The sequence below is a fragment of the Salmonella sp. 3C genome (genome assembly GCF_025426275.1).
Classification (GTDB): Bacteria; Pseudomonadota; Gammaproteobacteria; order Enterobacterales; family Enterobacteriaceae; genus Salmonella; species Salmonella enterica.
This window is the reverse complement of sequence record NZ_CP104858.1, coordinates 406316-427386: the sequence shown is the minus strand read 5'-3', so window position 1 is coordinate 427386 and position 21071 is coordinate 406316. Positions and strand designations below refer to the sequence as shown.

Sequence of the window (21071 nt, the reverse complement as noted above, 5' to 3'; positions counted from 1 at the left end):
CTGGCACGAAAATAATCTGCTTTTCACGTTCAATTGAGCTTCATGAAAAAGTGAAAGTAGCATTCATTGAAAAGTATATGTTCTGCTAATTGGCGCCACCACCGTTTGCCGCGCGTGTGTAAAAGCGCCGTCTCCCTTCTGCAACCCGGCATCTGGCGCTACGTATATACTCTAAATAATTCGAGTTGCAGGAAGGCGGCAAGCGAGCGAATCCCCAGGAGCTTACTAAAGTAAGTGACTGGGGTGAGGGAACGCAGCCGCAGCACATGCAACTTGAAGTATGACGAGTATATTTAAAATAACGCCAGGTGTCGCATGATAATCACACCTTTTTGTTTCACGCATTTATTTATTTTAATATATGAAGTTATTAAATGTTATTCACGACATAAATATTTATTAAATGGATGAATTTATTTATATCAATTATAAATCAACCAGAAATTGACCTGGCATTGAAATAAGCCTTGAAATTAGTTAATAATTTGGCTTGGATAATATATTGTTTCAGGTGATTGCAACCATTCATAGAGCTGTATTTTTGTTATTTATTATTTAACTCATTGATAATGTAGCATTTAAAGGCTATTTGTAGCCCAATCAAAATCCAGTTTGCTTCGTGAACGTTATTAAAGGGAAATTTAAAAATTGAACAGGACTTACAGTATTGTCTGGAGCGCCGTGCGAAATATGTATGTCGTGGCTTCAGAACTGGCGCGAGGCCACAGCAAAGTTAAAGCGCAAGTATGCGCGAGTGAAATCCATTCTCCAAACCAAAAGTCCGAATATGGACAAATAATAAAAGCAACGCGCGCGGCGCTGGCTTGCGCCGTGGCTGCAGCGCTCGGATTTTTCAGCCCGCTGGCCATGGCCGACAATCAGGTATCATATGCTGATGCGCAGACCCATGTTCTGGATGCGTCAACGCCGCCGATGAGCTATTCGGGCACCGATGAAGGCGCGGCGCTATATGTCTCGGGTGTCGCCACCGTCGGCTGGCAGCCCACCACGGTCACAGGGACGGGGCTCGTCATTGAAACAAGCGGAGGCGGGGCTGATGATCCGGATGGCGGTAAGTATGTTTCCAACGCCATTTCGCTGGATCATTACGCTATCCTTGAGCTTACCGACGCGAAGATAACCACTACGGGTATTTATACCCAGGGTATTTCCGCAGCGGATGGCAGCAAACTGACGTTAACAGACAGTACGCTAACGATTGACGGCAATTTCGGCGTAATGACGTTGTATACGGGTTCAGAAGCAACGCTGGACGGTACCATCGTTGAGGCAGCTAACAGCAGCAGCGCGCAGGTGCAACAAGGCAGTACGCTGAACGTGCTGGACGGTAGCACAATCACCCTGGCGCAAGGCCAGATAAACGTTGTTGCCGGAAACACCGCGACAGACGAGGGTTCCACCCTGAACCTGCCTGATAGCTCGGTCAGCTCTGCAGGTACGATGAGCACCATCCAGGGTACCAATAAGGCCGCTCTTAATCTCACCAACGCGACCATAACACATACCAATGCCAGCGGCGCGGCGGTACAGGCCAATAACGCCACTACCCTGGATATTACAGGCGGCAACATTACCTCTGCCGGTACGGGTGTGTATATTCTGGCGTCGGACGCCAGGATCGACGGCGCCACCATCAACGCCGACGGCGACGGTATCTTTATAACCAGCAAAAGAAAACTCGACGGGTATGAGGATCTCAACGCGCTGACGGTTAACAAAGCACAGGTTAATTCAGAGACGATTGCGCTGCATGTGGACTCTGGCACGACGATTAACGATCCTATCGTGCTAACCGATAGCACATTTGACGCGCCGGAAGTGATCAAGCTGGGCAGCAAGGCGGTCATTCAGGCCGACAATACGACATTGAACGGTGACGTTGTTCAGAGTGACATGTCATCGTCATCGCTCTCTTTAAGCCAGGGGTCCACGTTAACCGGTAGTGTAGATGCGATGTTTACTACGCTGTCGCTCGACGACACCAGCCAGTGGAACATGACCGACCCGTCAACCGTCGGCAATCTGACCAACGACGGCGATATTACGCTGGGCAACGCGAGCGGTTCGACAGGTACGCTGCTGACGGTGGACAATACCCTGACCTTGCAGGACGGCAGCCAGATAAACGCGACGCTGGATACCGCCAACAGCTCGCCAATTATCAAAGCCGCCAACGTCACGCTGGACGGGACGCTGAACCTTAGCTCAACGGCCACCTTTGTCGCGCCCGAAACCGACGAACACTTTGGATCGATCACGCTGATTGATTCACAAAGCGCAATCACTACCGATTTTGACAGCGTAACACTGGATGCTGACACCTCCGCTATGCCGGATTATCTGACGATCAACGCGGGCGCAAATTCTGCGCGCGCTGCGCATGGCACTTTTACCGTTGATGCAGGCAGTACCTTTACCGTCACCAGCGAACTGGACGAAACCACGGCGACCTCCAACTGGAACGGCAGCAAGCTAACCAAACAAGGCGACGGCACGCTGATCCTCAGCAACACCGGCAACGACTACGGCGATACTGAAATTGACGGCGGCATTCTGGCCGCCAAAGACGCCGCCTCGCTCGGCACTGGCGATGTGACGATTGCAGAAAACGCAACGCTTGCGCTGAGCCAGGGCACGCTGGATAACAACGTGACCGGCGGGGGCCAAATTGTCAAAAGCGGTAGCGATGAGCTGATCGTAACCGGCGATAACACTTACTCCGGCGGCACCACCATTACCGGCGGTACGCTGACGGCTGACCATGCGGATTCGCTGGGCAGCGGCGATATCGATAACAGCGGCGTGCTTAAGGTGGGCGAAGGCGATCTGGAAAATACGCTTTCCGGCAGCGGTTCGCTGGTGAAAACCGGTACCGGCGAGCTGACGTTAAGCGGCGGCAACGATTACTCCGGCGGCACCACCATTATCGGTGGTACGCTGACGGCTGACCATGCGGATTCGCTGGGTACCGGAGCTGTTGCCAACAGCGGTGTGCTTCAGGTCGGCGAGGGCGAGCTGGAAAATACGCTTTCCGGCAGCGGTTCGCTGGTGAAAACCGGCACAGGCGAGCTGACGTTAAGCGGCGACAACACTTACTCCGGCGGCACCACTATTGCCGACGGTACGCTGACGGCTGACCATGCGGATTCGCTGGGCACTGGCGCTATCGCTAACAGCGGCGTGCTTCAGGTCGGCGAGGGCGAGCTGGAAAATACGCTTTCCGGCAGCGGTTCGCTGGTGAAAACCGGTACGGGCGAGCTGACGTTAAGCGGCGACAACAGCTATTCCGGCGCCACCACTATCACTGACGGCACGCTGATTGCCGCCAACGTCAACGCGCTGGGCAGCGGCAATATCGACAACAGCGGTACGCTGATGCTGGACGCCAACGGCACATTTGAGCTTGCGAACATTACCACCCATACCGGCGCCACGACCGCGCTGGCGGCGGGCAGCACCCTTGACGCGGGCCAGCTCACCCAGGAAGACGGCAGTACGCTAAGTATTGACCTCGGCGCGGCCACCGACGACGCCGTGATTACCGCCGACAGCGTCACGCTGGGCGGCACTCTGAATGTTACCGGCATCGGCAGCGTTACAGACAGCTGGACGCCTGAGGCATACACCTATACGCTGATTGACAGCGACAGCGCCATTACGAGCGATTTCGACGATCTGACCATTGCAGGGATGAACCGCGAAGATGTTGACTTCCTGACTATCGACGGAAAAGTCGATGAAGCAGACAACACCCACTATGATCTGACGGCCTCCCTCTCCTGGTATGCGGACAGAGACAACGCCACTACCGACGCCCACGGCACCTTTACCCTGAGCGACCCTGACGGCAGCTTTAACGTTGCGGCTACACTGACAGACGTTGACGACACGCTGGATCCGGGTAGCAGATGGGACGGTAAATCGCTGACCAAAGAAGGCGCAGGCACGCTGATCCTCTCCGGCGACAACGACTACAGCGGCGGCACCACCATCAATGAGGGTACGCTGGTCGCCGCCAGTACGACGGCGCTGGGCACCGGTCTGGTAGACAATAACGCCACGCTGGTGCTGGACGCAGACGGTGAAGTCAGCGCGGCGGGCGGCATCACCACTCATAGCGGCGCGACGACCCAACTGGCGCTCGGCACCTCGTTGGATCTCGGCGACAGCGCGTTAATTCAGCAAGATGGCAGTACGCTGAACGTTGAGCTGAATAGTGACTCAGTGCAACCGCTGATCACCGGCGGCAGCGCCACGCTTGGCGGCGATTTGGTCGTCAGCGACGCCAGCCTGCAAGCGCGCGCCTCCGACGCGGAGTTCCAGTCCTTTAAACTGATGGATATGGACAGCGATATCAGCGGCGACTTTACCAGCCTGACGATGAACCTCACCGACCAGCCGGACTATCTGACCGTAACCGGGACAATCAATCCTGCAGATGCGTCAGAATATTTGCTTACCGAAGGGCTGAGCTGGAATGCGACCGCCACGTCAGCGACGCCAGCACACGGCACGTTTACCTTGGGCGCAGGCGACAGTTTTGAAGTCACCAGCGTACTGGGCGATAAAACCGGCAACGGCGACTGGGACGGTAAATCGCTGACCAAACTGGGCGCGGGTAAACTGACGCTGAGCGGCGCGAACACCTACACCGGCGATACTAACGTACAGGAAGGCACGCTATGGCTGTCCGGAGACGGCTCGATTGGCGAGATGGGCAGCCAGCAGGCGGTGAACGTCGCCTCCGGGGCGACCTTCGGCGGCAGCAATGGTACGACCGTTAACGGTAAGGTGACCAACGAAGGGACGCTGGTCTTCGGCGACAGCGAGGAGACAGGCGCTATCTTCACCCTCAATGGCGATCTGATCAACATGGGGACGATCGCCAGCGGCAGCACCTCCAGCACGCCGGGCAATACGCTTTATGTTGATGGCAATTACACCGGCAACGGCGGCTCGCTTTATCTGAATACCGTCCTGGGCGACGATGATTCGGCGACCGATAAGCTGGTGATTACCGGCGATGCCTCCGGCACCACCGATCTGTACATCAACGGCATCGGCGATGGAGCACAGACCACTAACGGTATTGAAGTGGTGGATGTTGGCGGCGTATCGACCAGCGATGCGTTTGAGCTAAAAAATGAGGTTAACGCCAGTCTGTATACCTACCGTCTGTACTGGAATGAAAGTGACAACGACTGGTATCTGGCGTCAAAAGCACAGTCTGATGATGACGACAGCGGTGGTGATGACAGTGATGTCACGCCTTCGGATGGCGGTGACGATGGCGGTAATGTCACGCCTCCGGACGACGGCGGCGATGGCGGCGATGTCGCACCACAGTACCGTGCGGATATCGGCGCGTACATGGGCAACCAGTGGATGGCGCGCAACCTGCAAATGCAGACCCTCTATGACCGCGAGGGCAGCCAGTATCGTAATGCCGATGGCAGCGTATGGGCGCGCTTCAAAGCGGGTAAAGCAGAATCAGAGGCTGTCAGCGGCAATATCGATATGGACAGCAACTACTCCCAGTTCCAGTTAGGCGGCGACATTCTGGCCTGGGGCAACGGCCAGCAGAGCGTTACCGTTGGCGTCATGGCGAGCTACATCAACGCCGATACCGACAGCACCGGTAACCGTGGCGCGGACGGTAGCCAGTTCACCAGTAGCGGCAACGTAGACGGCTATAACCTTGGCGTCTATGCCACCTGGTTTGCCGATGCCCAAACGCATAGCGGCGCGTATGTCGACAGCTGGTACCAATATGGTTTCTACAACAACAGCGTAGAGAGCGGTGATGCGGGATCTGAATCTTATGATTCAACCGCTAACGCCGTCTCGCTGGAAACTGGTTATCGCTACGATATTGCGCTTAGCAACGGTAATACTGTCAGTCTGACGCCGCAGGCGCAGGTTGTCTGGCAGAATTACTCAGCGGATAGCGTGAAGGATAACTACGGCACCCGGATCGATGGTCAGGATGGCGACAGTTGGACAACGCGTCTGGGTCTGCGTGTTGACGGCAAGCTGTACAAAGGCAGCCGTACGGTTATCCAGCCGTTTGCTGAAGCTAACTGGCTGCACACCAGCGATGATGTGTCGGTATCGTTTGATGATGCTACGGTGAAACAGGATCTTCCGGCTAACCGTGCGGAGCTGAAAGTGGGTCTGCAGGCAGATATCGATAAGCAGTGGAGCGTTCGCGCTCAGGTTGCCAGGCAGACTGGCAGCAATGACTTTGGCGATCTGAACGGTAGCCTCAATCTGCGCTATAACTGGTAAGTTAGACAAAACCGGGCGGGTGTTCCCTGCCCGGTTTTGAGGCGAATGACAAACCGGTTGATCGTCAGATTATGGCTACACCTTATCCGACGTGGCGCGTAGGTTGGCTGAGGCGAAGTCGAAACCCAACATCGCGCTGCAAAGGGTGGGGGAGTGTTGGATTACGTGCCCGGCGTGACGGATTTGACTTCACTTTCAAGCCAGCCGTCCTCCAGTCTCGTGGTCATGATATCGCCTGCTTTGACCTGTTTGATCTTTTTCAGCACCTTGCCGTCCGTTGTCGTCGAAACCGTATAGCCGCGCGCCAGCGTGGCTAACGGGCTGACCGCTTCCAGATGCGTGACCGCGTTGCCAAAACGCTCGCGCTGTTCGCTTAACCGTGAGCGGATATTCTCCGTCAGACGATATTCCAGCTGTTGGATGCGCGACTGCGCGCGGTGAATGCGCGGCTGCGGATTTTGCTGGCTCAGGCGTTGACTTACGCGCTGTTGGCGTTGATTGGCCTGCTTAATCCTGGCCTCAAGCGCAAATCCCATCCGTTGGCGTAGACGTTCCAGCGCGGTTTGCTGACGGGCCAGACGCAGTTGCGGATGTTGCTGTTGCAGACGGTGAAAAATCTGCGTGAAACGGCGGCTGCGATTGGCGAGGTAGTAGTCCATCGCCATGCCCAGACGCTGCTGGGCGGACTGGATCTGACGCAACAACTCCTGCTGGTTACGGCTGACAATTTCTGCCGCTGCTGATGGCGTAGGCGCGCGCAGGTCGGCGACAAAATCAGCTATCGTGACGTCCGTTTCGTGACCGACGGCGCTGACCACCGGAATGCGGCTGGCAAAAATCGCCCGCGCCACGCGTTCGTCGTTAAAACTCCACAAATCTTCCAGCGAACCGCCGCCGCGTCCGACGATCAGTACATCACATTCGCCGCGCGCGTTCGCCAGTTCGATAGCACGAACGATCTGCCCCGGCGCGTCGTCGCCCTGGACTGCGGTTGGATAGATAATAACGGGCAGGGATGGGTCACGACGCTTTAGCACGTGGAGAATATCGTGCAGCGCCGCGCCGGTTTTCGAAGTGATCACCCCAACGCAGTGGGCCGGGGAGGGCAACGGCTGTTTATGCTGCTGATCGAACAAGCCTTCGGCCTGCAGTTTGGCTTTTAGCTGCTCATATTTCTGCTGCAACAAGCCTTCGCCCGCGGGCTGCATACTTTCGGCGATGATTTGATAATCGCCGCGCGGCTCGTACAGCGTAATGTTGGCGCGTACCAGCACCTGCTGCCCGTGCTGCGGGCGGAACGTCACCCGGCGATTGCTGTTACGGAACATCGCACAGCGCACCTGAGCGGTATCGTCTTTGAGCGTAAAGTACCAGTGGCCCGACGCAGGCTGCGTGAAATTAGAAATCTCGCCGCTGATCCATACCTGTCCCATCTCCTGTTCTAACAGCAGACGAACCGTCTGGTTAAGGCGGCTTACGGTAAAAATTGAGGAAGTTTGAGAGGATAACATGTGAGCGGGATCAAATTCTAAATCAGCAGGTTATTCAATCGATAGTAACCTGCTCACGGGGGATCGCAAGCACTATTTGCAAAAAAATGTAGATGCAACCGATTACGTTCTGTATAATGCCGCGGCAATATTTATTAACCTCCCAGGTGAGATATTGCCCATGCTACGTATCGCTAAAGAAGCTCTGACGTTTGACGACGTCCTCCTTGTTCCCGCTCACTCCACCGTTTTGCCGAATACTGCCGATCTCAGCACGCAGTTGACGAAAACTATTCGTCTGAATATTCCTATGCTTTCTGCGGCGATGGACACCGTGACGGAAGCGCGCCTGGCAATTGCCCTGGCCCAGGAAGGCGGCATTGGTTTTATCCACAAAAACATGTCTATTGAGCGCCAGGCGGAAGAAGTTCGCCGCGTGAAGAAACACGAGTCCGGCGTAGTGACCGACCCGCAGACCGTCCTGCCAACCACCACGTTGCATGAAGTGAAAGCCCTGACCGAGCGTAACGGTTTTGCGGGCTATCCGGTGGTGACTGAAGATAACGAGCTGGTGGGTATCATCACCGGTCGTGACGTGCGTTTTGTGACTGACCTGAACCAGCCGGTGAGTGTCTACATGACACCGAAAGAGCGTCTGGTGACCGTTCGTGAAGGCGAAGCCCGTGAAGTCGTGCTGGCAAAAATGCACGAAAAACGCGTAGAAAAAGCGCTGGTCGTTGATGATAACTTCCATCTGCTTGGCATGATTACCGTAAAAGATTTCCAGAAAGCGGAACGTAAACCAAACTCCTGTAAAGATGAGCAGGGCCGTTTACGTGTCGGCGCGGCGGTCGGCGCAGGCGCGGGCAACGAAGAGCGCGTTGACGCGCTGGTGGCGGCAGGCGTTGACGTACTGCTGATCGACTCCTCTCACGGTCACTCTGAAGGCGTGTTGCAACGTATCCGTGAGACGCGTGCTAAATATCCTGACCTGCAAATCATCGGCGGCAACGTTGCGACGGGCGCAGGCGCTCGCGCACTGGCGGAAGCCGGTTGCAGCGCGGTGAAAGTGGGTATCGGCCCGGGTTCCATCTGTACGACTCGTATCGTGACTGGTGTGGGCGTTCCGCAGATCACCGCTGTTTCTGACGCGGTGGAAGCGCTGGAAGGCACCGGGATTCCGGTTATCGCTGACGGCGGTATCCGTTTCTCCGGCGACATCGCCAAAGCCATCGCCGCAGGCGCGAGCGCGGTAATGGTGGGCTCTATGCTGGCCGGTACCGAAGAATCCCCGGGCGAAATCGAACTCTACCAGGGCCGTTCGTACAAATCTTACCGCGGGATGGGCTCGCTGGGCGCGATGTCCAAAGGTTCCTCCGACCGTTACTTCCAGAGCGACAACGCCGCCGACAAACTGGTGCCGGAAGGTATCGAAGGCCGCGTAGCCTATAAAGGTCGCCTGAAAGAGATCATTCACCAGCAGATGGGCGGCCTGCGCTCCTGTATGGGGCTGACCGGTTGTGCTACCATCGACGAACTGCGTACTAAAGCGGAGTTTGTGCGTATCAGCGGTGCGGGTATCCAGGAAAGCCACGTTCACGACGTGACCATCACCAAAGAGTCCCCGAACTACCGTCTGGGCTCCTGATTTTCTTCGCCCGACCTTCGCGTCGGGCGATTTATTTAATCTGTTTCACTTGCCTCGGAATAAGCGTCAATGACGGAAAACATTCATAAGCATCGCATCCTCATTCTGGACTTCGGTTCTCAGTACACTCAACTGGTTGCGCGCCGCGTGCGTGAGCTGGGTGTTTACTGTGAACTGTGGGCGTGGGATGTGACAGAAGCACAAATTCGTGACTTCAACCCAAGCGGCATTATTCTTTCCGGCGGCCCGGAAAGCACCACCGAAGAAAACAGCCCGCGCGCGCCGCAGTATGTCTTTGAAGCAGGCGTGCCGGTATTTGGCGTTTGCTATGGTATGCAGACCATGGCGATGCAGCTTGGCGGTCATGTAGAAGGTTCTAATGAGCGTGAATTTGGTTATGCGCAGGTCGAAGTGTTGACCGACAGCGCGCTGGTTCGCGGTATTGAAGATTCCCTGACCGCAGACGGCAAACCGCTGCTGGACGTGTGGATGAGCCACGGCGATAAAGTGACGGCGATTCCGTCCGACTTCGTGACCGTCGCCAGCACCGAGAGCTGCCCGTTCGCCATTATGGCCAACGAAGAAAAACGCTTCTACGGCGTACAGTTCCACCCGGAAGTGACTCACACCCGCCAGGGTATGCGCATGCTGGAGCGTTTTGTACGCGATATCTGCCAGTGTGAAGCGTTGTGGACGCCGGCGAAGATCATCGATGACGCCGTGGCGCGCATTCGCGAGCAGGTAGGCGACGATAAAGTGATCCTCGGTCTCTCCGGCGGCGTGGATTCTTCCGTCACCGCCATGCTGCTGCACCGCGCGATCGGTAAAAATCTGACCTGTGTTTTCGTCGACAACGGCCTGTTGCGCCTGAACGAAGCCGAGCAGGTGATGGACATGTTTGGCGACCATTTTGGTCTGAACATTGTTCACGTACCGGCAGAAGATCGCTTCCTGTCCGCGCTGGCTGGTGAGAACGATCCGGAAGCCAAGCGTAAGATCATCGGCCGCGTTTTCGTTGAAGTGTTCGACGAAGAAGCGCTCAAACTGGAAGACGTGAAGTGGCTGGCGCAGGGCACCATTTACCCTGACGTTATCGAATCTGCGGCGTCTGCAACCGGTAAAGCGCACGTCATCAAATCTCACCACAATGTCGGCGGCTTGCCGAAAGAGATGAAGATGGGGCTGGTTGAACCGCTGAAAGAGCTGTTCAAAGACGAAGTGCGTAAGATTGGTCTGGAGCTGGGCCTGCCGTATGACATGCTGTACCGTCACCCGTTCCCGGGGCCGGGCCTCGGCGTACGCGTACTGGGCGAAGTGAAGAAAGAGTACTGCGACCTGCTGCGTCGCGCGGACGCTATCTTCATTGAAGAGCTGCGCAAAGCGGATCTGTACGACAAAGTCAGCCAGGCGTTCACCGTCTTCCTGCCAGTACGCTCCGTTGGCGTCATGGGCGATGGTCGTAAGTACGATTGGGTGGTCTCCCTGCGTGCCGTCGAAACCATCGACTTTATGACCGCGCACTGGGCGCACCTGCCGTATGACTTCCTGGGTCGTGTTTCCAACCGCATCATCAATGAAGTCAACGGGATTTCCCGTGTGGTGTATGACATCAGCGGTAAACCACCGGCTACCATTGAGTGGGAATAAGCCGATAATCCTTCCTGTGTTTTCATGAACAGGTAAAAGTGAATTTAACCCTCTGTTTTTGCAGAGGGTTTTTATTTATGTGCATAGATGCATTTTCTGTGTAGCGCACAGCTCCTGACGGCAAATTTGACGTAATTACGAACCCACGAAGGTTGGTTGTATCTTGCCGTGGTCGTTGATTTGTTCTCGTGCAAAGTTATCGGTTGGTCAATGCAACCATGAATGACAAAAGACATTGTTCTGAATGCGCTTCTGATGGCCGTGTGGCGACGTCATCCCCAAAAACAGGTGCTGGTTCAGTCTGATCAGGGTAGTCAGTACACCCGCTATGAATGGCTGAAATCGCACGGACTGGAGGGCAGTATGAGCCGTCGTGGCAACTGTCATAATGCGGTTGCAGAAAGCTTTTTCCAGCTACTGAAGCGTGAGCGGATAAAGAAAAAGATCTACCAACGACTCAGAAGTGTCCAGGTTATCCGTGGCGATTCAGCCCAAATAAGGGGTATTTAAAATATAATAACTTTATTCTTCAACTATATAACCAACGTCCAGTTTTAGCACTTTCAACGAGCATACCAACTGTTAGTGGCTTACGCGGATCAGGCTCTTTACTTCCAAAGTACTCTGGATTCAGATAGTTGAGTATGTCAAATCCTTCTGAATCTACATTCCAACGCTTGAAGTACTCTTGTAGAAGTTCTTCACTATCTTCAAAAACGAGTTTTAGATCATCCCTAATACTGATATCAAGCGTGATGGTTCGCTTTGGCCCACAGAGAAAGTACTTTTTAGTGTTATATTCCTGATCGATAAAATCGATAATTTCTTTCTCAATATCTCTCATTAGAAGTACGTCCACTGAATGCGATCTTTAGGAACCGCCACACGATTAAATGTATTTTTAATTCACGCTGGATATCATAAATCGTAGTGAATGTCATAACCCAACCGAGCCAGGGTACATTACGACCAACGAAACGACCTAAATTATTCGTTGAGCTTAGCTGTAATGAGTTGATGGTTTTGCCTGTCAACGTTGGTAATCTGATCCCAGGTGGCTCTTTACAAAACAAATTCTGACGTATAGGACTGGTCACCTTATTCTCCTCCCACGATGGTTATCTTCCTGATTTCGCATTGACTCTGGCGGATAGGTCGGAGCCGCAGGTGACCTTTGAGTATACGTTTACGGTAAAGCACTGCATCGACACAATAGCGGGTTTCCTGAAGTGCGTTGAGGTTGAGCCGCATCCGGTTATCGCAGAGATACTCACACAGTTTGAGAGTACCGTACGTCAGTGCCCGCTGGGATTCCAGATTTGCCCTGAACTTGTGCCAGCTACCGGGAGTTTAACCACGCTGAAGGCTATCGGGTTTTGTATTCGGTCGAGGGAATCTTAGTAACCGCGCATGTGATCTTATCACCCAGGCAGGATATCCCGCGGTTGCTCTTTAAGCGTCTGATCATGGCCTGAACCCATTGAGTGGGATTGTCTTTTTGCGTTAACGCTAAAGCTTCTTTTTCTTGCGCGGGCTTTTTAACGGATAACAGCTTAACGTTGTCCCGGCGTGGTGACAGAAAGCGATGATTGTTGCGCTTCTTTTTTATCCTGATGGTGCTGCCAGGCGCCGATAGAAGAGTAGACGAAACGTCCAAAGAAGAAGAGAAAACTGATAAGCAGTACGATACGGGTCATGCGAGTGTTAAATCGATGTCGTTTTCGCATACTGTTGGCCTGACTCACAAAGGGTTCCTTAACGTTGGCCCAGCGGTATGGGCGGGATCAGGCTGGGTTCTTCAAGGGTATTATCAAGGCGAAGAACGTAACAAGCCTGCGTTCACTCTACATTAAGGCATACTGCGAACCGATGGTCAATTCCTCTTAATGTAAAATTGCGTCAGTTGATTTATCTTATATTGTTATGGAAGATAATTTTAGTATTTACATTAATAATAAATTAATGATAACAAAGAATAAAAAGGCGAATAAAGGCTGCAGGAGAAAGGTAATAATTGACTTAAATCAAATGTTACTTTTGTTTAATAATTACAATCGATGACTATCGTGTGATGTATATCGCATCATCAATTTAAAGTCAGGTGGGATGCCTGTCTGTTAACGCCCCTTTGGGATTGGGGGGGGCTGCTGAGCATCTATGAAACTAAATAAAACTTATATAAATATCAGAGATAAATGGTGGGGACTACCGCTCATCCTTCCTTCGATTTTACTACCTGTTTTAAGTAGCGCAAATACTTATGCGCTTACCAGCACTGGAAATGTGGTTCTTTTTTACCTGCCGTTAGCTTTTATGCTTAGCCTGATGCTCTTTTTCGGCTGGGCAGCACTGCCGGGCATTGTGCTTGCTATCTTCTGGCGCAGATACCCGCAGACAGGGCTGTATGAAACCCTTTCTGTGACGATGCACTTTATCATTACTATCGTGCTAAGCTGGGGCGGCTATCGTGTCTTTTCCCCCCGGCGAAACAATGTTTCCCACGGCGACGCCCACCTGTTGTTTCAACGAATATTCTGGCAGGTATTTTGTTCTGCAACATTATTTCTGGTCATCTACCAGTTTGCCGCTTTTGTTGGCATGTACGAAAGCAAAGCCAGCCTGATGGGGGTAATGCCCTTTAATATCAACACGCTGATTAATTACCAGGCGTTACTGGTCGGTAACCTTGTCGGCGTGCCATTGTGCTATTTTATTATTCGTACTCTCCGCAATCCGCTGCACCTGCGGGGGTATTATCAGCAATTAAAGCTACAGATTGATAGCAAGGCCACTAAAAAAGAGATCGTTATTTGGCTGGCCGTATTGACTACACTAATGTTTATACTGTGTATGCCATTGACTGATAATAGTTCAATATTTAGTACCAACTATACGCTTTCGTTATTATTGCCGGTCATGCTGTGGGGTGCGATGCGCTATGGCTATAAGTTTATTTCAATTATCTGGGCCGTCGTGCTAATTACGTCGATTCATTATTATCAGCGTTATATGCCCTGGTATTCAGGTTATGATACGCAATTAGCGATTACCTCTTCGAGCTATCTGGTTTTTTCTTTTATTGTTAATTATATGTCTGTACTGGCCACGCGTCAGCGCGTAGTGAGTGGTCGCGCACGGCGGCTGGCCTATCTTGACCCGGTTGTACATCTTCCCAATTTACGTGCGTTAAACCGCGCGCTCCAAAATGCGCCCTGGTCTACGATCTGTTTTTTACACGTGCCGGGCCTGGAGCTATTGGGTAAAAATTATGGCGTCATGCTACGCATCCAGTATAAGCAAAAGCTCTCTCACTGGATTACGCCGATGCTGGCCTCAAATGAGTGCGTCTACCAGATGTCAGGGCACGACCTGGTGCTGCGTCTTAATACAGAGGCGCATCAGCAGCGTATTGAAGCGCTGGATAAACATATTAAGCAGTTTCGGTTTATCTGGGATGGACTGCCGCTACAGCCGCCTGTCGGCGTGAGCTACTGCTGCGTGCGTTCTCCGGTTAGCCACCTTTATCTTCTGCTGGGCGAATTAAGCACCAGTTCCGATCTTTCGTTGACGACTAACGCGCCGGAGGATTTACAGCGGCGCGGCGCAATGCACCTGCAGCGCGATTTGAAGGGCAGAATTGCGATGATGAATCGCCTGCAACAGGCGTTGGAGCACGATCATTTTTTCCTGATGGCGCAGCCTATTTTCGGTGTTCGTGGGGACGTTTACCATGAAATTTTACTGCGACTCAGGGATGACAACGGCGACGTTATCAACCCGGACAATTTTTTACCCGTGGCGCATGAGTTTGGTTTGTCTTCCGCTATCGATCTCTGGGTGATTGAAAACACGCTGCGGTTTATGGCGGCCAGCCGGGAATATATGCCCGCGCATCGTTTTGCCATTAATCTGTCGCCAACATCGGTATGCCGCGCTCGTTTCCCTGCAGAAGTTAAGCAGTTGCTTACGCAATATCAGGTTGAACCCTGGCAACTGGTTTTTGAGGTAACGGAAAGCAACTCTCTCACCAATGCTGAGCAGGCGCAGTTGACGCTGGGACAGCTACAGCAGTTTGGCTGTCAGATAGCGATTGATGATTTCGGTACTGGCTACGCCAGCTATGCGCGGCTGAAAAACGTTGACGCCGATATTCTTAAAATTGATGGCAGTTTTATTCGCAATATAGTGTCAAACAGTCTCGATTATCAGATTGTGGCTTCTATTTGTCATTTAGCGCGAATGAAAAATATGCAGGTCGTCGCGGAGTATGTCGAGAGCGAAGAAATACGAAGCGTCGTGCTCTCGTTGGGGATCGACTATCTTCAGGGATATTTAATTGGCGAGCCGCAGCTATTATCTGAGATTCAGTAAAGACAGACGCCGCGGCGCGGCGTCTGGCTCACAATTTACGCGGCGATCTCCGGCGAGCTTTCTTCCTCAATATTGAGACGCCAGCCAGTTACAGCTTCCCAGTACTGCTGTTCTTTTTCCAGATCAAGCAGTACCAGCGCATTCTGGCTGAACCAGTCATGCGGAAAACATAACGTCCAGTGGCTGTCATCGGTCGTTAGTCGCAGCGTTGGCGGCGTAGTGGTCGCCTGCCGCTGGTTGTTCAGTAATACGCCCAGCCGAAGTAGCTGAATTAACGGCAGATACTGTTTTTTCTTAAACAGCGTAAAGCGGGGCATATCATCCAGTTTTATGGCTTTACGATGGTAACGCACCAGCGTCGCCATCATCATTTGCTGCTCCTGATTAAAGCCGGGCAAATCGCTGTGTTGCAGAATATAAGCCGAATGGCGATGTAAACCGCTGTGATTAATATTCAGTCCAACCTCATGCAGCATTGCCGCCCAGCGGAGCAACGCTTCAAGCTGCGGATGCGCCAGTTTTGGCTGCTGGGCCTGCCACTGCTCGTACATCTGCATGGTGGTTTCCAGCACGCGTCTGGCCTGTTCTCTGTCAATGTTGTATTGATTGGCCAGACTTTTTGCGGTACGGCTGCGAACATCCTGATGGCGGAAGCGGCCTTCCATTTCATACAGCACGCCTTCGCGCAACGCGCCGTCGGAAAGGCGAAGCTCGCGGATAGCCAGAGCATCAAAAACGCCGCACAGAATCGCCAGGCCCGGCACAAAGACCGCTTTTCGTTCTTCAGACAGACCCGGCAGGCTGAGCGCATTAAAGGAGCGGTGCTTCAACACTTCTGACTTCAGTTTATCGAGGCGCTCCGGCGTAATGAAGCCATCTTTCTCACCCAGCGCCAGGAGAACTTCATGAGCGGCCTTAATCGTACCGGAAGCGCCCATCGCTACGTTCCAACCCTGAATACGATACTGCCAGGTTAAGGTTTCCAGTTTTTGCGCCGCCGCCATTCGGGCGCGCTGGAAGTTTTCTTTATTGATAACGCCGCCGGGAAAGTAGAGCTGCGCGAAGCTCACGCAGCCCATACGACGGCTTTCAACCAGCCTGGGTTCGAAGTTTTCGCCAATGACCAGCTCTGTTGACCCGCCGCCGATATCGATCACCAGCTTGCGGCCTTTTTCCGGCTGCGTATGTTCTACGCCCATAAAAATCAGGCGCGCTTCTTCGTTACCGGAAATAATCTCTATCGGGTAGGGAATAACCTTTTCCGCGCGTTTGAGAAAATCAGCGGCATTTTGCGCCTGACGTAACGTATGGGTGCCTACGATACAGACGCTGGAAGGGGAGAAACCTTGTAAGCGTTCAGCAAACAGCGACAGACAGCTAAGCCCCCGTTCCATGGCTTCTTCGCTGAGTTTATTATCTGCGCCCAGCCCGTCCGCCAGATGGACGCGCTGTTTTAAACGCCCGATAATCTGCATTGCGCCGTCAACCACGCGGGCAATGACCATATGAAAGCTGTTTGAGCCGAGATCGACCGCAGCGAACTCCTGCGGACGAGGGGATTTATCGTAAATTGGCATAGCGTTAGTCTGGTTGCTCGAGTGATTTGATGTAGTCATAAATTGCCAGCTGCGCCTGGACTTTACGGCGATTGCCGCGCAGTACGTAGCGGTTGCTGAGTTCTTTATCGATAAAACGCGCTTTTACCGTGTCGCTAAACAGAATGTCAATGATATCCAGGACGCGCTGTTTAAGCCGCGGGTCGAGGATAGGCGTAGCGACTTCGATACGGTAGTCAATATTACGCGTCATCCAGTCAGCTGAAGAGAGCCAAACTTGCTTATCACCGCCGTTTTCGAAAATATAAACTCGATCGTGTTCCAGATAGCGATCCACGATGCTAATCGCGCGAATATTATCGCTAATGCCTTCCAGTTGCGGAATAAGAGAACACATACCGCGTACCAGCAGATTGACCTGGACGCCCGAACCCGACGCGGCGTATAGCCTGTCGACCAACCCTTTATCAACCAGGTTGTTAAGCTTTAAGGTAATCCCTGACGGTAAGCCTTGCTGGGCATTGGCGATTTCACGATCGATCATCTCATACAGCAGACGCCGTGAGTTTTGTGGAGAAACCATCAAATAATCGAAAGTGACCGGGCGATAGGGGTTTTCAATAAAATTAAAGACCCGACGCACTTCATTGGTAATGCGCGCATCGGCGGTCAGCAGCGAATAATCGGTATACAGCCGCGCTGTTTTTTCGTTGAAGTTACCGGTGCCGATATGCGCATAACGCACCACGTCATCACCCTCTTTTCGTGAGATGAGAAAGAGTTTGGCGTGAATTTTCAGCCCGGGCGCAGAGAAAATAACATGGACGCCCGCTTCGGTTAACCGCTTGGCCCAGTGAATATTCGCCTCTTCATCGAAGCGCGCCTGCAACTCCACCACCACGGTAACTTTTTTGCCGTTATGGGCGGCATGGATCATCGAGTCAATAATGCGCGAGTCTTTCGCTACGCGATAAATATTGATTTTGATCGCCAGCACGCTTGGGTCAAACGACGCCTGACGCAGCAGTTCCAGCACATGTTCAAAGGTGTGATAAGGATAATAGAGCAGCACATCACGTTCACGAATCGCGTCGAAACCGTTACGAAACTTCTCTTTATCAAACCAAAGATGGCGTAACCGCGGTAACGGTTTATTGACCAGGTTGGCTTTACCGACATTCGGAAAATTAATAAAGTCTTTAAAATTGTGGTAGCGCCCGCCGGGTACGATTGAGTCATACCGGGAGATCGTCAGTTTTTCCCGCAGTACGTCGACCAGCGCGGCGGGCATATCGCGTTGATAGACAAAGCGCACAGGCTCAGCGGTCAGGCGCTGCTTCAGGCTGGAAGACATCAGCTCCATCAGACTGGATTCCATCTCATGCACCAGGTCATATTCGGCATCGCGGGTCATTTTCATCGAATAGGCATTAAGCGCGTCATAGTCGAAGAACCCTTTAAAAATGTCATCCAGGCAGTAGCGCAGAATATTATCCAGCAGGATCATCGGCTTGCGTCTGCGCGGTGTCTCCGGCGGCAGATTAACGAAGCGTGGGACTTTGTCGGACGGTATCTCCAGCAGCGCATAGTTGATGGTGTCGCCGCGGATAATCTCCACCGCCAGATAGGTGTAATCATCTTTTAAAAACTGAACAAGATCCGTCTCCCGGTTAATAAGAATCGGGGTAATATGCTGGCGCAAATAGTGCTTAAAATAGTGGCGCAACCAGCTTTGTTGGTTCACCGAGAGCTGACGCTCGTTGATCAGAAAGATTTGATTACGCGCCATTTCCAGCAGTAATTCGTTGTACAGGCCGTCGAACTCCTGGTCTGCTTTCAACACGCGGGACTGAATTTTGCCTAACAAATGGCGTGAATGAGAATTTGAACCCTGTTCTTCGCTGATAATAATGCGTCGTTTCAGTTCAGCGAAACGCACTTTGTAGAACTCGTCGAGGTTATTAGAATAGATTCCCAGGAACCGCATCCGCTCAATCAACGGGTTGGATTTGTCCGCCGCTTCCTGTAACACGCGTTCGTTAAATGCTAACCAGCTTAGTTCTTTCTCGATATATAGCTTTTCCTGACCCATTACTACCTATACTCCGTTTTATTCACGGGACACTGCCTGATGATTATGGCGAGCATTACGCGTTAATGTCCAACTGCGCCAGAAAAATATGACAATAAACTGATAGCATAAAGGAAGGGAAAAGAGTAGGCCGGATAGGCATTTATGCCGCCATCCGGCAAGCAGACGCAGTCCTGTTCGATGACGTATTATTCGTCAGACGCATAACCTTGCGGCGGCAGACGACGCCCGTCCAGCCAGGCGGCGTTATCGCGCATCTTTAGACGCCCCTGCGCAAACCAGCTAATCACCAGCGGATAAATCGCATGTTCCTGAGTCTGTACGCGTGCGGTGATATCATCTTCGCTGTCGCCGGCAAAAACCGGCACCTTCGCCTGGAGAATGACCGGGCCGCCGTCGAGTTCGTCTGTCACGAAATGTACCGAGGTACCGTGCTCCTCATCGCCGTTTTCCAGCGCCTGGCGATGGGTATGCAACCCCGGATATTTTGGCAGCAGGGAAGGGTGAATGTTCAGCAGACGCCCGTAGTAATGCGCGACAAACATCGGACTCAGAATACGCATAAAACCGGCCAGCACGACCACATCGGGCGCATACGCGTCTATCTTGCGAATCAACTCGCGATCGAAGGCGTCGCGGCTGTCAAACCGATCGGCAGTCAGCGCTTGCGCCGGAATGCCGGCTTCTCTGGCGCGTTCAAGGCCGAACGCGTCGGCCTTATTGCTGAATACTGCCCTGAGGGTGCCTTTAATTTTCTTCGCTTCGCAGGCATCGATAATCGCCTGTAAATTGCTTCCATTGCCGGAAATCAGCACCACAATATTCATTATTCAATAACCACACGCTGTTCGGAATCAGAGGCTTTGATGATACCGATTTTCCATGCGTTTTCACCTTTCTCGTTTAGCAGAGCAAGCGCTTTGTCCGCTTCCGGAGCGGAGAGCGCAATCACCATGCCGACGCCGCAGTTAAAGGTACGGTACATTTCATGTCGGCTGACATTACCGGCGGTTTGCAGCCAGGTAAAGATGGCGGGCCACTGCCATGACGACTCATTAATTACCGCCTGGGTATTCTCCGGCAGAACGCGCGGAATATTTTCCCAAAAGCCGCCGCCGGTGAGGTGGGCGATAGCGTGCACATCGACGTTTTCAATCAGTTCCAGAACCGATTTTACGTAGATACGGGTCGGTTCAAGCAGATGATCGGCCAGCGGCTTCCCTTCCAGCAGAGTGGTTTGTGGGTCGCAGCCGCTAACGTCAATAATTTTCCGCACCAGCGAATATCCATTCGAGTGCGGGCCGCTGGAGCCGAGCGCAATCAGCACGTCGCCTTCGGCAACCCGGGAGCCGTCGATGATTTCTGATTTTTCGACTACGCCGACGCAGAAACCCGCCACATCGTAATCTTCGCCGTGATACATGCCCGGCATTTCCGCCGTCTCGCCGCCGACCAGCGCGCAGCCGGATTGCAGGCAGCCTTCGGCAATACCGTTGATCACGCTGGCGGCGGTATCGACATCCAGTTTACCCGTGGCATAGTAATCGAGGAAAAACAGCGGTTCCGCGCCCTGAACGACCAGATCGTTTACGCACATTGCCACCAGATCAATACCGATAGCGTCGTGGCGCTTTAAGTCCATCGCCAGGCGAAGTTTGGTGCCTACGCCGTCAGTGCCGGAAACCAGTACCGGTTCACGATATTTTTGCGGCAACGCGCACAGCGCACCGAAACCGCCCAGACCGCCCATAACCTCCGGGCGGCGAGTTTTCTTCACTACGCCTTTGATTCGATCAACCAGAGCGTTACCCGCATCAATATCGACGCCGGCATCTTTATAGCTAAGAGAGGTCTTATCGGTCACTGCCTGGTTCCCCACGTTTTTTTTGCGGTAAAAGTTAAATTCGGCGCAATTCTAACAGGGAAAGCAAACGTTTGCGAGCGTGGTCTGCGCCCTG

The 21071-nt window shown here is 52.9% G+C and carries 12 protein-coding genes and 4 pseudogenes; 8 read left to right on the top strand and 8 right to left on the bottom strand.

Translation table 11 applies throughout. The features are described 5' to 3' along the window. Nucleotides 1–2 precede the first annotated feature (2 nt). Both N7E69_RS01995 and shdA read left to right on the top strand, forming a co-directional pair. Nucleotides 3–89, top strand: a pseudogene (locus N7E69_RS01995) (IS1 family transposase); the annotation flags it as partial. 559 nt (nucleotides 90–648) lie between these two features. Continuing rightward, nucleotides 649–6309 (top strand): fibronectin-binding autotransporter adhesin ShdA, encoded by a 5661-nt coding sequence (gene shdA, locus N7E69_RS01990; RefSeq protein ID WP_071591179.1) that lies wholly within the window; start codon nucleotides 649–651, stop codon nucleotides 6307–6309. 161 nt (nucleotides 6310–6470) lie between these two features. Here shdA and xseA read toward each other — a convergent pair whose 3' ends face one another. After that, nucleotides 6471–7820 (bottom strand): exodeoxyribonuclease VII large subunit, encoded by a 1350-nt coding sequence (gene xseA, locus N7E69_RS01985; protein ID WP_000953167.1) that lies wholly within the window; start codon nucleotides 7818–7820, stop codon nucleotides 6471–6473. A 160-nt stretch (nucleotides 7821–7980) separates the two neighbouring features. On the opposite strand from xseA, the gene guaB reads away from it, so the two are divergent. From guaB to N7E69_RS01970, 3 genes and pseudogenes are all read left to right on the top strand, one after another. After that, nucleotides 7981–9447, top strand: a complete 1467-nt coding sequence (gene guaB / locus N7E69_RS01980; RefSeq protein WP_000944174.1) for an IMP dehydrogenase — start codon at nucleotides 7981–7983, stop codon at nucleotides 9445–9447. Between the two features lie 69 nt (nucleotides 9448–9516). Continuing rightward, nucleotides 9517–11094 (top strand): glutamine-hydrolyzing GMP synthase, encoded by a 1578-nt coding sequence (gene guaA / locus N7E69_RS01975; protein ID WP_000138293.1) that lies wholly within the window; start codon nucleotides 9517–9519, stop codon nucleotides 11092–11094. 135 nt (nucleotides 11095–11229) lie between these two features. Beyond that, a pseudogene (locus N7E69_RS01970) lies at nucleotides 11230–11544 on the top strand (DDE-type integrase/transposase/recombinase); the annotation flags it as partial. Between the two features lie 79 nt (nucleotides 11545–11623). On the opposite strand, the gene N7E69_RS01965 reads toward N7E69_RS01970, so the two are convergent. Continuing rightward, complete coding sequence (locus tag N7E69_RS01965; RefSeq protein ID WP_001576299.1) at nucleotides 11624–11953, bottom strand: DUF1493 family protein; 330 nt, start codon at nucleotides 11951–11953, stop codon at nucleotides 11624–11626. Continuing rightward, nucleotides 11938–12158 (bottom strand): annotated as a pseudogene (locus N7E69_RS24520) (hypothetical protein); the annotation flags it as partial. The gene N7E69_RS01965 and the pseudogene N7E69_RS24520, both read right to left, overlap by 16 nt. Before the next feature lie 267 nt (nucleotides 12159–12425). Between N7E69_RS24520 and N7E69_RS01960 the strand changes: the two are divergent. Next, nucleotides 12426–12569, top strand: a pseudogene (locus N7E69_RS01960) (hypothetical protein); the annotation flags it as partial. A gap of 78 nt (nucleotides 12570–12647) precedes the next feature. On the opposite strand, the gene N7E69_RS01955 reads toward N7E69_RS01960, so the two are convergent. Next, entirely contained in the window at nucleotides 12648–12839 is a 192-nt protein-coding gene (locus N7E69_RS01955; RefSeq protein WP_000075924.1) for a YfgG family protein, read from the bottom strand. Nucleotides 12840–13017: 178 nt separating this feature from the next. Between N7E69_RS01955 and N7E69_RS01950 the strand changes: the two genes are divergently transcribed. Beyond that, entirely contained in the window at nucleotides 13018–13155 is a 138-nt protein-coding gene (locus N7E69_RS01950) for a hypothetical protein (RefSeq protein WP_001540598.1), read from the top strand. A 96-nt stretch (nucleotides 13156–13251) separates the two neighbouring features. Next, nucleotides 13252–15465, top strand: coding sequence for a sensor domain-containing phosphodiesterase (locus N7E69_RS01945; RefSeq protein ID WP_000773647.1), 2214 nt, complete (start codon nucleotides 13252–13254; stop codon nucleotides 15463–15465). Between the two features lie 35 nt (nucleotides 15466–15500). Here the strand turns inward: N7E69_RS01945 and ppx are convergent, their stop codons facing one another. The 4 genes from ppx to purM form a co-directional block, all read right to left on the bottom strand. Further along, nucleotides 15501–17042 carry an exopolyphosphatase gene (gene ppx, locus N7E69_RS01940; RefSeq protein WP_001123330.1) on the bottom strand — a complete coding sequence of 514 codons (1542 nt, stop codon included), beginning with the start codon at nucleotides 17040–17042 and terminating at the stop codon, nucleotides 15501–15503. A 4-nt stretch (nucleotides 17043–17046) separates the two neighbouring features. Beyond that, nucleotides 17047–19113, bottom strand: coding sequence for a polyphosphate kinase 1 (gene ppk1, locus N7E69_RS01935; RefSeq protein ID WP_000529554.1), 2067 nt, complete (start codon nucleotides 19111–19113; stop codon nucleotides 17047–17049). Between the two features lie 188 nt (nucleotides 19114–19301). After that, nucleotides 19302–19940: a phosphoribosylglycinamide formyltransferase gene (gene purN / locus N7E69_RS01930; protein ID WP_001028590.1), complete on the bottom strand. Its 639-nt coding sequence runs from the start codon at nucleotides 19938–19940 to the stop codon at nucleotides 19302–19304. Then, nucleotides 19940–20977, bottom strand: a complete 1038-nt coding sequence (gene purM, locus N7E69_RS01925) for a phosphoribosylformylglycinamidine cyclo-ligase (protein ID WP_000130477.1) — start codon at nucleotides 20975–20977, stop codon at nucleotides 19940–19942. Before purM ends, purN begins: the two co-directional genes overlap by 1 nt. Between the last annotated feature and the right edge of the window lie 94 nt (nucleotides 20978–21071).